This window comes from Mycolicibacterium psychrotolerans, assembly GCF_010729305.1.
Lineage (GTDB): Bacteria > Actinomycetota > Actinomycetes > Mycobacteriales > Mycobacteriaceae > Mycobacterium > Mycobacterium psychrotolerans.
Window position 1 is genome coordinate 3305656 of record NZ_AP022574.1, and the last position, 13424, is coordinate 3319079.

The following is a 13424-nucleotide window of genomic DNA, read 5'->3' on the forward strand; positions in this document are numbered from 1 at the left end:
AGGATCCGTGTCCGAGCGCCTCGACCTGCTGAACATGGCCTGGGAGGCGTGGCGGTTCCGCCGCGGCGACGGCCCCGCCATCGCGGACCGTCAGCAAATCCGGCTGGACGAGCTGGTACACCACGCCCGTACGGCCTCTCCCTACTACCGGCATCTCTACCGCAACGTACCGTCAGGACCGGTCGACGTGCGATCACTCCCGGTGACCGCCAAGCGCGAACTCATGGGCCACTTCGACGATTGGGTGACCGACCCCGACATCACGATCGAGACGCTGCGGCGTGACTTCCTGGCCGATCCCGCGCTGGCGGGTGCGCCCTACCTCGGCCGGTACCACGTCGTGACGACGTCCGGCACGACCGGCGACCCGGCGGTCATCGTCCACGACGCACGGTCGTGGGCGTTGTTGTCGCTCGTGGGCAGGCGCGGGGAATGGCACACCGTGACGACGCGCCACGTGCTGGGCGGGATGGCGCGGCGCGGGCTCCGCGTCGCCGCGCTCTTCGTCGGCGGTGGTCACTTCGGCGCGGCCGCGGCTCTGGAAAGCGCCCGGCGACGCAATCCGTCGTTCGCCAAACGGTTCCGGGTGTTCTCGGTGCTGCGTCCGATCGCGGCTCTGGTGGCCGAGCTCAACGACTTCCAGCCGACCGTACTCGAAGGCTATCCGAGCGCGCTGACGCTCCTGGCTGCAGAACAACGGGCGGGCCGCCTGTGCATCCGGCCAGTCCTGGCGATCACCGCGGGCGAGGAACTGACCGCCCCGGCCGGTGCCGATATCGAGTCGACGTTCGACGACTGTGTGGTCCAAAACCGTTACGGGTCAGCTGAATTCGTGGCTCTGGGAGCTCAGTGTTCGGCGGGTCTGTTCCACATCAACAGCGATTGGTTTCTGTTCGAGCCGGTCGACGAGCACTATCGACCGGTTGCCCCCGGAGCCATCTCCCACACCGTGCTCGTCACCAACCTGGCCAACCGCGTACAGCCGCTGATCCGCTACGACCTCGGCGACCGTGTCGAACCGGCGACATCGCCGTGCCCGTGCGGCAACGGGCTGCCCGGGATCACCGTGCAGGGGCGGGCCGGCGACCTTCTGACCTTCGCGTCACCGGAGGGAGAGTCGGTGTGGGTACTACCGCTGGCTCTCGGAACCGTGGTCGAGGAGACGGCCGGAGTCCGCCGATTCCAGGTGATCCGCACGCAACCACAGACGGTCACGGTGCGACTGGAGTGCGAACCCGATGCCGATCCGGTCGGGGTGCGTCGGGCGGTCGATGCCCGGCTTCGTGAGTTCTTCCGAAGCCAGGGCGTCGCACCGGTCGACGTCCGGCACGCCGCGGAGCCACCGTCGGTCGACGCGAAGAGCGGCAAGTTCCGTCAAGTCTGGTCTGCCACGAGCGAATAGCTGTTGGTCAGGTCGTCCTGGAGAACCTGGGCGGCCTGACTGCTGGTGTCGACGCGCAGCGGATCCTCGAGTGTTCGGGTGCGGTACGACCATCCGTCGGGCAGCGTCAGGCGGGCGGCCAGATGCGGCAGGTCGTCGTAACCCAACGCGGGGTCGACGATCTGGCTCCACGTCTGCATCACCCAGTGCGCGCCGTCCGGGTCGACGAGTTCAAACACCGGCCGGCCCGCGTCGAACACGAACACCGCGTTGCGCGCCACCGTGTTCGGTACGTACGGAGGCGGATTCATCGACGAGAGCGTGACGACGGCCTGGCGGTACATCTGCAGACCACCGAAGGTGGCGATCTCGCGGTCGTCGCCCATGTCCTTCTCGATGGCGTCCATCAGCCAGTAGCGCGGTCCGTTGAGCAGAGCGGTGAGCGCGCCGTGCTCCTTGGCCAGGGCCTCGGCATCGAGCCGGCTCCACAGTTCGGGCCGACAGTCGTTGAGGGGATAGGTGTTGTAGACGGTCGCCTGCGGTCCGTCCGGTCCGGCACTGACCAGGAGCACCTCGCCGTAACGTCGGCCGCGAAGTTCGGGCACGGTCGAAGAATCTAGTCGCCGACGGGACGGAAAGTGCGTCTTTCAATGCGGCGCAGATGCCGCACACAGTATTTTCACAGCATGATGTCTCCACGACCAGTCCTTGCGGTGCTGGCCGTGACGGTTCCCATGCTCTCGGGGTGTCAGTTCTCGATGTCGGCGGGCGGTCCGGACTACGCGAAGCTGGAGTCGGCCATCGCAGACGAGCTCAACGGCGAATACAGGGCCGTGTCCCGACAGGTGTCTTCTGTCGAATGCCCACGGCCCGCCGAGCCCCAAAGCGGGTGACGAAATGACGTGCGTCGCTGATCTGGACGGCAACGACGTCCGGGTCAGGGCCAGCTTCACCGACGACGATTACAACGTCGATTTCGCCACCATCGACACCGTCTACGACCTCGACGACACCGCGGCCGGACTGGCCGAGCAGATCTCGGCCGAGTACGGGTTCGACGTCGATGTCGAGTGCGGGCGCGGCCTCAAGGTCGTCGAAGTGGGACAGGCATTCGAGTGTTCGGCCACCGATCCTCAGGGTGCCACACGATCGGTGAAGGTGACCGCCGGCGGCGCCGGTGACAAAGACAAGTGGGAGATCGTCGGCTGAATCGCCGACCCCCTCACCCGCGCTCCATGGCCAGGTAGGCGTCGCGGCCGGCCAGGCTGACCGCGACATCGGCGATCAGCGGCTCGAAGAACCGCTGCCGGTACAGCGGGTCGACGCTGGTGCTGACCGTGAAGTACAGCCCGGACAGCACCGCGACGAACAGCGAGGTGTGCACGACGGTCTGCGGTACGGGCACGTGCACCCCGAACCACGTTCCCGCACAAGGCGGTTCGCCGACCGTGCAGGTCTGTTCACCGGACCAGACCACCGTCACCTCGTCGGGCACCGCGATGATGCCCAATGCCAGGAAGAACGCGAACAGGCCGGTGGTGAACAACACCACCTGGATCGCCTGGGCGACCACCATCACGGCCACCACGTTGACCTGTTCGGGCAGCGAGAGCGGTGTCCTGGCTCCCGGGCGGGCATCGGCCAGCGGAGTGCCGGCCAGCAGCGCCGCCGGGTCGGACTGCCGAGACCTGTCCTGCCGCAGCGCGCGGACCTCGTCGCGGATCGTCGCCACCATGAACACCAGCGCCACCAGGGCGAGGAATCCGACGGTCTGCCACAGTCTTTGGCGGGTCATGCGGGCCGACAGCTGCCAGAGCTCGCCGGTGAAGTACACGACCACGGTCAGCATCAGCAGCGGCAGCGCCCGGCTCATCAACGTCCCCAGCGCCCCGAGCTGCACCCATGCGAAGCGGAACGCCCACAGCGCGATCGAGCCCAGTCCCAGGTAGGTCAGCCAGACCGTCAGCAGCGACACCAGGAGGAACGCCGGGACCTCGGCCAGCGCCGCCGCCGACCAGCCGGACACCACGACGGGCATCACCAGAACGAAGATCGCCATCACGGCCAGCGCCGTCGTGCGCCTGCCCACCCGGGATGCCGTCGTCGACCGCTGATGCAGCACCTCGAGCGCGAACGGCGCTGCGGCCAGCGCCACCGCGACCACGGCCAGCCGCAGGATGCTGCCGTAATCGGGGTCCTCGCCGGTCCATTCGGCCAGCAGCAGGGTGACCGCGGTCAGCGCGCCGACCCCGGCCACCGCCGGCGCCGAGCGCGCGATCAGCGCCCGGGAGCGCACCCGCCGGGTCAGCACCAGGGGCAGCCCGCGGTGCAGGAACCACTCGTGGATCGCCCGGGACCCGACGGCCGGCCCGCTCACCTGGCCGCCGTCGCGGCCCGGTAGCGGTCCCGCGCCACCAGGGTCAACAGCAGATCCTCGATCGACGGGTCGACGAACTGGGCGCGGTACTCCTTGTCGGTGACGGCACGCGCTGCCAGGTACATGAACGTCAGCGCGGTCAGGAACATCGTGATCTGGATCAGCGCCTGCGGAATCGGCAGCGTCATGCCCAGCAGCTGGCCGTCGCTCGAGCCGCCCCGCGTCAGCGCGGCCAGCAACTCCGGACTGATCAGGATCAGCCCGAACACGCCGAACAGCAAGCCGGTCACCACGGCCACCGTCATCACCTGGGTGATCTGCGAGAGTGCCACCACGACAATCACATTGACCCGTTCCGGACGGGACAGCCGCACCCGGCGGGGCCGGTCGGGCATCGACTCGAACGGGGTGCCGACGAGCATCTGCGCGTGTTCGGGCCGTTTGGCCTCCGGACGCAGGATGGGCCGTACCAGGCCGAGGGTGGTGGAGACCAGGAAGGCCGCCGCGATGGCGAACAGGAACAGCAGCGCCAGCCACAACCGGCCGCGGCTCACGGTCGACGCCATGGTCCAGACCGGTCCGTTGAAGAACACCAGCACAGTCAGCAGCATCACCGGTAGGGCGCGCGCCAGCAGGCTGCCCACCGAGGCCAGGTTCGCCAGCGTCATCCGCGCCGCCCACCCGAGCACCGAGCCGACTCCCGTTGCGGTGCAAAGCAGTATCGCGGCGATGACCACACCCTCGATCACCACGTCGACGAGGTTCCGAGCGCTGGGTCCGCCGAACACGGTGGCCACCGCGGCCACCGCCAGCGACGCCGCCGACACGGCCCGGCGCAGGCGAAGATTCGCGGAGCGCGACACGAGCCAACCCGTGGTCGACGCCGCCGGCGCGACGAGCACGACGATCGCGAGCACGAACCACTCGGTGCGGGTGGGGGTTCCGTCGATGTCGATGGTGTGCTTGCCGGTCACCGCGACGATCAGGACCGAGAACGCCATCACCACCGCGAAGGCGGCCAACGCCGGCGCCGACCGGGCCCCGATCCGGCGCACCAGCGTGCCCGGCCGCAGCACCGCCGGCAGGCCACGGCGCAGGAACCAGTGTTCGGCCGTCAGGCGTTGCTCGCGATCCGGATGCTGCGTGATCATGATCGCCCAATCTCACCACGCTGCCGCAGGTCATCGCCGGGATTCCGCACCGGCGTGGCACGGCCTCCTGTCACGCGGTCCGTGCGCACCTCTAGGCTGGTCGTCATGCAACGGATCATCGGAACGGAGGTCGAGTACGGGATCTCCTCGCCGTCCGATCCGACGGCGAATCCGATCTTGACCTCGACTCAGGCCGTGCTGGCCTACGCCGCCGCGGCGGGTCTGCAGCGGGCCAAGCGCACCCGGTGGGACTACGAGGTGGAATCCCCGCTGCGCGACGCCCGGGGGTTCGACCTGAGCCGCGCGTCCGGTCCGCCGCCGGTCGTCGACGCCGACGAGGTCGGCGCGGCCAACATGATCCTCACCAACGGCGCCCGGCTCTACGTCGACCACGCCCATCCCGAGTACTCCGCGCCCGAGTGCACCGACCCGATGGACGCGGTGATCTGGGACAAGGCCGGCGAGCGGGTGATGGAGGCGGCGGCCCGCCACGTCGCGAGCGTGCCCGGGGCGGCCAAGCTGCAGCTCTACAAGAACAACGTCGACGGCAAGGGCGCGTCGTACGGCTCGCACGAGAACTACCTGATGTCGCGGCAGACGCCGTTCTCGGCCGTCATCGCCGGCCTCACCCCGTTCCTGGTGTCCCGGCAGGTGGTCACCGGGTCGGGCCGGGTCGGCATCGGCCCCTCGGGGGACGAGCCGGGCTTCCAGCTCTCGCAGCGCTCCGACTACATCGAGGTCGAGGTCGGGCTGGAGACGACGCTCAAGCGCGGCATCATCAACACCCGCGACGAGCCGCACGCCGACGCGGACAAGTACCGCAGGCTGCACGTGATCATCGGCGACGCCAACCTCGCCGAGACGTCCACCTACCTCAAGCTGGGCGCCACGTCGCTGGTGCTCGACCTGATCGAGGAGGGGCCGCAGATCGGCGCCGATCTGAGCGACCTGGCGCTGGCCCGGCCGGTGCACGCCGTGCACGTGCTCTCCCGCGACCCGTCGCTGCGCGCCACCGTGGCTCTGGCCGACGGGCGGGAGCTGACGGGCCTGGCGCTGCAGCGGATCTACCTCGATCGTGTCGCGAAGCTGGTCGACAGCCGCGACCCGGATCCGCGCGCCTCCCACGTCCTCGAGACGTGGGCGCACGTGCTGGATCTGCTCGAGCGCGACCCGATGGAGTGTGCGGATCTGCTGGACTGGCCGGCCAAGCTGCGTCTGCTCGAGGGTTTCCGCAATCGGGAGAACCTCAGCTGGAACGCGCCGCGGCTGCACCTGGTGGATCTGCAGTACTCGGATGTGCGGCTCGACAAGGGCCTCTACAACCGGCTCGTGGCACGCGGCTCGATGAAGCGGTTGGTCACCGAGCAGCAGGTGCTCGACGCCGTGGAGAACCCGCCCACCGACACGCGGGCGTACTTCCGCGGGGAGTGCCTGCGGCGGTTCGGCGCCGACATCGCCGCGGCCAGCTGGGATTCGGTGATCTTCGATCTCGGCGGCGACTCGCTGGTGCGGATCCCGACACTCGAACCGCTGAGGGGCAGCAAGGCCCATGTCGGGGCCCTGCTGGATTCGGTGGACAGCGCCGCGGAGCTCGTCGAGCAACTGACGAACTGATCGAGCTATCCCCGGCAATCCCACGCCTGACCGGTAGGGTGGAGGGACCGGCGGGCAGCTCCAAGCCCGCCGATCACATACGCAGGAGGCAGCGATGGCTCAGGAGCAGACCAAGCGCGGCGGCGGAGGCGGCGACGACGACGACCCCACCGCCAGCACGGCCGCCGGCCAGGAGCGCCGCGAGAAGCTGACCGAAGAGACCGACGATCTGCTCGACGAGATCGATGACGTCCTCGAGGAGAACGCAGAAGACTTCGTGCGTGCGTACGTGCAGAAGGGTGGACAGTGACCTGGCCGCATCGCGATCAGTCCTTTCCCCACCCGTTCCCGGGAGCTTTTGACGCCTTGCCGCGGGGTCTGTCACACGGCGGAGTGAATCTGTCGTCGTTCTCGGACTTCCTGCGTCAGCAGGCGCCACATCTGCTGCCCGGACCCGGTGGACCTGGGCCGACCAGCCTGCCGACCGAAGCCGTTCCGCACGGCACCACGATCGTGGCGCTGAAGTTCCCCGGCGGCGTGCTGATGGCCGGTGACCGGCGGGCCACGCAAGGCAACATGATCGCCAGCCGCGACGTGCAGAAGGTGTACATCACCGACGACTACACGGTCACCGGCATCGCGGGCACGGCCGCGATCGCGGTGGAGTTCGCGCGCCTCTACGCCGTGGAACTCGAGCACTACGAGAAGATCGAGGGAGTGCCGCTGACGTTCCCGGGCAAGGTGAACCGGCTGGCCACCATGGTGCGCGGCAATCTCGGCGCGGCGCTGCAGGGCTTCATCGCGCTGCCGCTGCTGGCGGGTTACGACCTCGATGATCCGAACCCCGAGCGGGCCGGCCGGATCGTGTCGTTCGACGCAGCCGGCGGTCACAACCTCGAGGAGGAGGGCTACCAGTCCGTCGGCTCGGGGTCGATCTTCGCCAAATCATCGATGAAGAAGCTGTACGCGCAGGTGCGCGATGCCGAGTCGGCGCTGAGGGTGGCCATCGAGGCACTCTATGACGCCGCCGACGACGATTCCGCGACCGGCGGTCCCGACCTGGTGCGGGGGATCTTCCCGACCGCGGTGAGCATCGACGCCGAGGGCGCGGTCGAGGTCACCGAGCAGCAGATCGCCGCGCTGTGCCGCGAGATCATCGAGAATCGTTCGCGGACAGACACGTTCGGGCCCAATGCGGAACCCCTTCGAGGTGACGAGCTGTGAGCTTCCCGTATTTCATCTCGCCCGAGCAGGCGATGCGTGAGCGTTCCGAGCTCGCCCGCAAGGGCATCGCCCGCGGCCGCAGCGTGATCGCGCTGGCCTACGCGGACGGCGTGCTGTTCGTCGCGGAAAACCCGTCGCGGTCGCTGCAGAAGGTCAGCGAACTCTACGACCGGGTCGGTTTCGCCGCCGTCGGCCGCTTCAACGAGTTCAACAACCTGCGCAGCGGCGGTATCCGGTTCGCCGATACGCAGGGCTACGCCTACTCGCGTCGCGACGTGACCGGCAGGCAGCTGGCCAATGTGTACGCCCAGACTCTGGGCACCATCTTCACCGAGCAGGCCAAGCCCTACGAGGTGGAGCTGTGCGTGGCCGAGGTGGCTCACCACGGCGAGACCAAGGCACCCGAGCTGTATCGCATCACCTACGACGGGTCGATCGCGGACGAGCCGCATTTCGTGGTGATGGGCGGCACGACCGAGCCGATCATCACCGCGCTCACCGAGTCCTACGCCGAGAATCTGAGCCTGGCCGACGCCGTGTCGATCGCGGTGAAGGCGCTGGGCGCGGGCGGCAACGGTACCGAGCCGCGCACGCTGGCCCCGTCGACGCTCGAGGTCGCGGTGCTCGACGCCAACCGTCCGCGCCGCGCGTTCCGGCGGATCACCGGCGCGGCGCTCGAGGCGATGCTTCCCGCCGCGGAGACGCCGGCCGAGGCCCCCGAGTCCGAGTCGAAGGACTAGCGCCTCTTCTCCGCGAACGTGCATTCCCGGTAGCCGCCGCCGTTGTGTGGCGACGGAGGATGCACGTTCGCGTGTAGCACCCCAGGATTTCCCCAGCGTGTTCGTCTTGCGCGGCGTGCATCCAGGGTGGATGATTCTGTTGCATATCGCGCATCACGTTGCGTAATGCGCAACTACACAATCACCCCGGATGACCCGAGAGCGATGGAACCATGCCCAAAGTCGTCGTGATCGGCGCGGGCATCGTCGGTACGTCGCTGGCCGACGAACTGACCGCGCGCGGCTGGACCGACGTCACCGTCGTCGACCGGGGCCCGCTGTTCGCCACCGGCGGCTCCACCTCCCATGCGCCGGGGCTGGTCTTCCAGACCAATCCGTCGAAGACGATGACCGCCTTCGCCCGCTACACCGTGGAGAAGTTCAACAGCCTCGGGGGCCTCCAGCACCCCGGCGGCTGGGCCTTCAACCCGGTCGGCGGTCTCGAGGTCGCCACCACCGACGAACGCTGGGCAGATCTGCATCGCAAGGCCGGCTGGGCGCAGGCGTGGGGCATCGAGGGCCGGCTGCTCACCCCCGCCGAATGCGTGGCGCTGCACCCGCTGGTCGACCGGGAGCAGATCCTCGGCGGCTTCCACACCCCGAGCGACGGGCTGGCCAAGGCGCTGCGTGCCGCGGAAGCCCAGGCCCGCCGCGCCGAGGCGCGCGGCGCCACGCTGCTCCCGCACACCGAGGTGCTCGGCATCCTCGACAACGGCGAGCGGGTCACCGGCGTGCGCACCGCCGACGGCGTCCTCGACGCCGACGTCGTGGTGTGCTCCGCGGGCTTCTGGGGCGCGCAGTTCGCCCGGCAGGTCGGCCTGGTGCTACCGCTCGTGCCGATGGCCCACCAGTACGCCCGCACCGGCCAGATCGCCGAGCTGGTCGGGCGCAACTCCGAACTGGCCGAGGCCGGCCTGCCGATCCTGCGCCACCAGGACCAGGACCTCTACTTCCGCGAGCACGTCGACCGGCTGGGCATCGGGTCCTATGCCCACAAGCCGATGCCCGTCGACATGAGCACGCTGCTCGCCGACACCGCCGGTGAGGCGATGCCCTCCATGCTGCCCTTCACCGAGGAGGACTTCGCGCCCGCATGGGAAGCGGCGGCGAGATTGATTCCCGCTCTGGACGACTCGAAGATCGAAGAGGCGTTCAACGGCATCTTCTCGTTCACCCCGGACGGCTTCTCCATCATGGGTGAACACCGCGACCTGCGCGGCTTCTGGGTCGCCGAGGCGGTCTGGGTCACCCATTCCGCCGGGGTGGCCAGGGCGACGGCGGAGTGGATCATCGACGGGACCCCGTCCGTCGACACCCACGAGTGCGACCTGTACCGCTTCGAAGACGTCGCCCGCAGCCCGAAGTTCGTCCTGCAGACCAGTTCTCAGGCGTTCGTCGAGGTCTACGACGTCATCCATCCGCACCAGTACCGCACGGCGCTGCGCGGACTGCGCACCAGCCCGTTCCACGCCCGCCACACCGAGCTCGGCGCGTTCTTCTTCGAGGGCGGCGGCTGGGAGCGTCCCGCCTGGTTCGAGTCGAACGCCGCACTGGCGGGGCGGCTCTTCGATGACGGACTGACCGTGCCCGCCCGCGACGACTGGGCGTCGCGATTCTGGTCCCCGATCTCGGTCGCCGAAGCGCGCTGGACCCGCGAGCACGTCGCGATGTACGACATGACCCCGCTGACGCGCTACGACGTGTCCGGACCGGGCGCGGTGGCGTTCCTGCAGCAGATGACCACCAACAACGTCGACAAGCGCGTCGGATCGGTCACCTACACCCTGCTTCTCGACGACGCAGGCGGCATCCGCAGCGACCTGACCGTCGCACGGCTCGGACCCGACACCTTCCAGGTCGGCGCGAACTCGCCGATGGACTTCGACTGGCTGTCCCGGCACAAGCCCGCCGATGTCACGCTGCGCGACATCACCGGCGGCACCTGCTGCCTCGGGGTGTGGGGGCCCGCCGCCCGCGACGTCGTCGCACCCCTGTGCCCGGACGATCTGTCGCACAAAGGCTTCCCCTACTTCCGGGCGCTGCGCACCTACCTCGACGCGATACCCGTGACGATGATGCGGGTGTCCTACGTCGGTGAGCTCGGCTGGGAGATCTATACCAGCGCCGAGTACGGCTCGGCGCTGTGGGATCTGATCGCCGACGCCGGGGCGGCGCACGGGATCATCCCCGCCGGCCGGATCGCGTTCAACAGCCTGCGCATCGAAAAGGGATACCGCAGCTGGGGAACCGACATGACCGCCGAGCACCGGCCCGCCGCGGCGGGGCTGGACTTCGCGGTCCGCGCCGACAAGGACTTCGTCGGCAAGGCAGCGCTGGAGGCGGCGCCGGCACCGCAGAAGGTGTTGCGCAGCATCGTGTTCGACGAGCCCGACGCGGCGGTGCTGGGCAAGGAACCGGTGTTCCTCGACGGTGATCGTGCCGGCGTCTGCACCGGATACGTGACCAGTGCCGGCTACTCGGCGACCATCGGCGCGACGATCGCCTACGCGTGGCTGCCCGCTCAGGTCGGCGTCGGCGACGCAGTGCGCGTGGACTACCGGGGCACCACCCTCACCGCGGTCGTGCACGCCGAACCGGTGGTCGACCCCGAGATGGCCCGGATCAGGCGGTGAGGAAATGACCTCGCAGACCTTCGATGTCATCGTCATCGGGCTCGGCGGCATGGGCAGCGCCGCCGCCTACCACCTGGCCGCGCGGGGGCAGCGCGTGCTGGGCCTGGAGAAGTTCACCCCGGCCCACGACCGCGGGTCCAGCCACGGCGGGTCGCGCATCATCCGGCAGTCCTACTTCGAGGACCCGGCCTACGTGCCGCTGCTGCTGCGCGCCTACGACCTGTGGGACCGGTTGGCGGTCGACAGCGGCAGGGACGTGTACCGGATGACCGGCGGACTGTTCCTCGGCCCGCCCGACAGCCTCACCGTGGCAGGCAGTCTGCGGGCGAGCCGCGAATGGGACCTGCCGCACGAGCTCCTCGACGCGAACGAGATCCGCGCGCGGTACCCGAACTTCACGCCGTCGCCCGGCGACGTCGCGCTGTACGAGGCCAAAGCCGGTTTCGCCCGGCCCGAACTGACCGTGCAGGCACATCTCGAGCTGGCCGAGAAGGCCGGGGCCACTTTGCAATTCGGTGACGAGGTGCTCGAGTGGGGGGAGACCGCCGACGGCGTGACGGTGCGCACGGCCGCCACGACCTACACGGCGGGCCAGCTCGTCATCTGTCCGGGAGCGTGGGCGCCGCAGCTGCTCGCCGAGTTCGGCATCCCGATCACCGTCGAACGTCAGGTGCTGTACTGGCTCGACCCCGTCGGCGGCACCGCCCCGTTCGTCGACCACCCGATCTTCATTCACGAGGACTCCTCCGGGATGCAGTCCTACGGATTTCCCGCCATCGACGGACCGCGGGGAGGTGTCAAGGTCGCGTTCTTCCGTAAAGGGATCGAATGCACGCCAGACACCATCGACCGGACCGTGCACTCCCGCGAGATCCGCGAGATGCGGGAGACGGTCGCCCGCCTGCTGCCCGCACTGGACGGGCCGTGCCTGCACTCGGCGACATGCATGTACTCCAACACCCCCGACCAGCACTTCGTGATCGCGCGCCATCCCGACAGCGACCATGTGACGGTGGCGTGCGGATTCTCCGGGCACGGCTTCAAATTCGTTCCCGTGGTGGGGGAGATCCTCGCCGACCTGGCCATCTCCGGCGCGACGGCGCACCCGATCTCGCTGTTCGACCCCAAGAGGTTGGTGACGACATGACCGCCCTTCTCGCCACGCTCGGCGGCCGCTACTACACCGGTGCCGACGTCTTCGCCGCCGAGCAGGAACACATCTTCGAGAACATGTGGTTCTGTGCGGTGCGCTCGTCGGACCTGGCGCTGCCCGGAAAGTTCAAGAAGGTCCAGGTCGGCCGTGAGAGCGTGCTGCTGGTGCGCGGACGCGACGGGTTGCTGCGTGCCTTCCTCAACGTCTGCAGGCACCGCGGGGCGCAGCTGTGTACCGAGTCCGAGGGGGAGGTGAAGCGTACGCTGCGCTGCCCGTACCACTCCTGGACCTACGCCCTGGACGGCAAGCTGGTCGCCGCGCCGAACATCGGGACGCTGACCGACGGTGCCGGCGCGCCCATCGACCGGTACGCCTACGGCCTGGTGCCCGTCGCGCTGACGGAGTGGCTCGGCTACGCCTGGGTGTGCCTGTCCGACACCCCGCCGCCGTTCGACGACGTGATCGGCGAGGCGACCCGCACCCTCGGCGACGCCGATACGATCAACCGGTACGGCATCGGCGGGCTGGACGTGGGGCACCGGGTGGTCTACGACGTCGCGGCCAACTGGAAGCTCATCGTCGAGAACTTCATGGAGTGCTACCACTGCAGCTCCATCCATCCCGAACTGGTCGGCGTGCTGCCCGAGTTCGCGCGGGGAGTGGCCGCCCAGGCCAACGTCGGTCTCGGTGCGGAGTTCGGCACCGAGGTGGCGGGTTTCACCGTAGACGGCGCCGCGGGTTTCGACCGGCTGCCGGGCATCACCGACGACCAGGACCGCCGCTACTACGCGATCACCGTGAAACCGACGGTGTTCATCAACCTGGTGCCCGATCACGTGATCTTCCACCGGATGTTCCCGATGTCGGTGGACCGCACGATCGTCGAGTGCGACTGGCTCTACACCGGTGACGTCGTCGCCTCCGAGCGCGACGTGTCCGCGTCGGTCGAACTGTTCCACCGGGTCAACCTGCAGGACTTCGACGCCTGCGAACGCACCCAGCCCGCGATGTCGTCGCGGGCCTACCGTGACGGCGGTGTCCTCGTTCCCGCGGAACATCACCTCGCGGAGTTCCATCACTGGGTAGTGTCCCGGCTGGCGACGTCGGTGTAGACGACAACGAGGAGGCCGCGA

Annotated in this window: 12 protein-coding genes; 9 read left to right on the forward strand and 3 right to left on the reverse strand. The window is 68.9% G+C overall.

The features are described 5' to 3' along the window. Window positions 1-7: 7 nt before the first annotated feature. Entirely contained in the window at window positions 8-1402 is a 1395-nt protein-coding gene (locus tag G6N45_RS16160) for a phenylacetate--CoA ligase family protein (RefSeq protein ID WP_246228701.1), read from the forward strand. Here G6N45_RS16160 and G6N45_RS16165 read toward each other — a convergent pair. Beyond that, on the reverse strand, window positions 1375-1986 hold the full coding sequence (locus G6N45_RS16165; RefSeq protein WP_163723188.1) for a hypothetical protein: 612 nt from the start codon (window positions 1984-1986) through the stop codon (window positions 1375-1377). The two genes, G6N45_RS16160 and G6N45_RS16165, sit on opposite strands and share 28 nt — an antisense overlap. Window positions 1987-2278: 292 nt before the next feature. Between G6N45_RS16165 and G6N45_RS28070 the strand changes: the two genes are divergently transcribed. After that, window positions 2279-2590: a DUF4333 domain-containing protein gene (locus G6N45_RS28070; protein ID WP_246228702.1), complete on the forward strand. Its 312-nt coding sequence runs from the start codon at window positions 2279-2281 to the stop codon at window positions 2588-2590. A gap of 13 nt (window positions 2591-2603) precedes the next feature. On the opposite strand, the gene G6N45_RS16175 is transcribed toward G6N45_RS28070, so the two are convergent. Together G6N45_RS16175 and G6N45_RS16180 are read right to left on the reverse strand one after the other, a co-directional pair. Further along, window positions 2604-3758 carry a hypothetical protein gene (locus tag G6N45_RS16175; RefSeq protein ID WP_163723189.1) on the reverse strand — a complete coding sequence of 385 codons (1155 nt, stop codon included), beginning with the start codon at window positions 3756-3758 and terminating at the stop codon, window positions 2604-2606. Next, a complete protein-coding gene (locus G6N45_RS16180; protein WP_163723190.1) occupies window positions 3755-4909 on the reverse strand; it encodes a hypothetical protein in 1155 nt (384 codons plus the stop codon). Before G6N45_RS16180 ends, G6N45_RS16175 begins: the two co-directional genes overlap by 4 nt. A 105-nt stretch (window positions 4910-5014) precedes the next feature. Between G6N45_RS16180 and dop the strand changes: the two genes are divergently transcribed. The 7 genes from dop to G6N45_RS16215 all read left to right on the forward strand — a co-directional run bounded on the left by dop (window position 5015) and on the right by G6N45_RS16215 (window position 13403). Next, entirely contained in the window at window positions 5015-6523 is a 1509-nt protein-coding gene (gene dop, locus G6N45_RS16185) for a pup deamidase/depupylase (protein WP_163723191.1), read from the forward strand. A 94-nt stretch (window positions 6524-6617) separates the two neighbouring features. Beyond that, a complete protein-coding gene (locus G6N45_RS16190) occupies window positions 6618-6812 on the forward strand; it encodes a ubiquitin-like protein Pup (RefSeq protein WP_043409984.1) in 195 nt (64 codons plus the stop codon). Beyond that, window positions 6809-7726 (forward strand): proteasome subunit beta, encoded by a 918-nt coding sequence (prcB, locus tag G6N45_RS16195; protein ID WP_057148695.1) that lies wholly within the window; start codon window positions 6809-6811, stop codon window positions 7724-7726. Before G6N45_RS16190 ends, prcB begins: the two co-directional genes overlap by 4 nt. Then, window positions 7723-8466: a proteasome subunit alpha gene (gene prcA, locus G6N45_RS16200; protein ID WP_163723192.1), complete on the forward strand. Its 744-nt coding sequence runs from the start codon at window positions 7723-7725 to the stop codon at window positions 8464-8466. The genes prcB and prcA overlap by 4 nt, the downstream gene beginning before the upstream one ends. A 212-nt stretch (window positions 8467-8678) precedes the next feature. Next, entirely contained in the window at window positions 8679-11138 is a 2460-nt protein-coding gene (locus tag G6N45_RS16205; RefSeq protein WP_163723193.1) for a GcvT family protein, read from the forward strand. Between the two features lie 4 nt (window positions 11139-11142). Then, window positions 11143-12285 carry an N-methyl-L-tryptophan oxidase gene (gene solA, locus G6N45_RS16210; protein ID WP_163723194.1) on the forward strand — a complete coding sequence of 381 codons (1143 nt, stop codon included), beginning with the start codon at window positions 11143-11145 and terminating at the stop codon, window positions 12283-12285. After that, window positions 12282-13403 (forward strand): aromatic ring-hydroxylating oxygenase subunit alpha, encoded by a 1122-nt coding sequence (locus G6N45_RS16215; RefSeq protein WP_163723195.1) that lies wholly within the window; start codon window positions 12282-12284, stop codon window positions 13401-13403. Before solA ends, G6N45_RS16215 begins: the two co-directional genes overlap by 4 nt. Window positions 13404-13424: the final 21 nt, after the last annotated feature.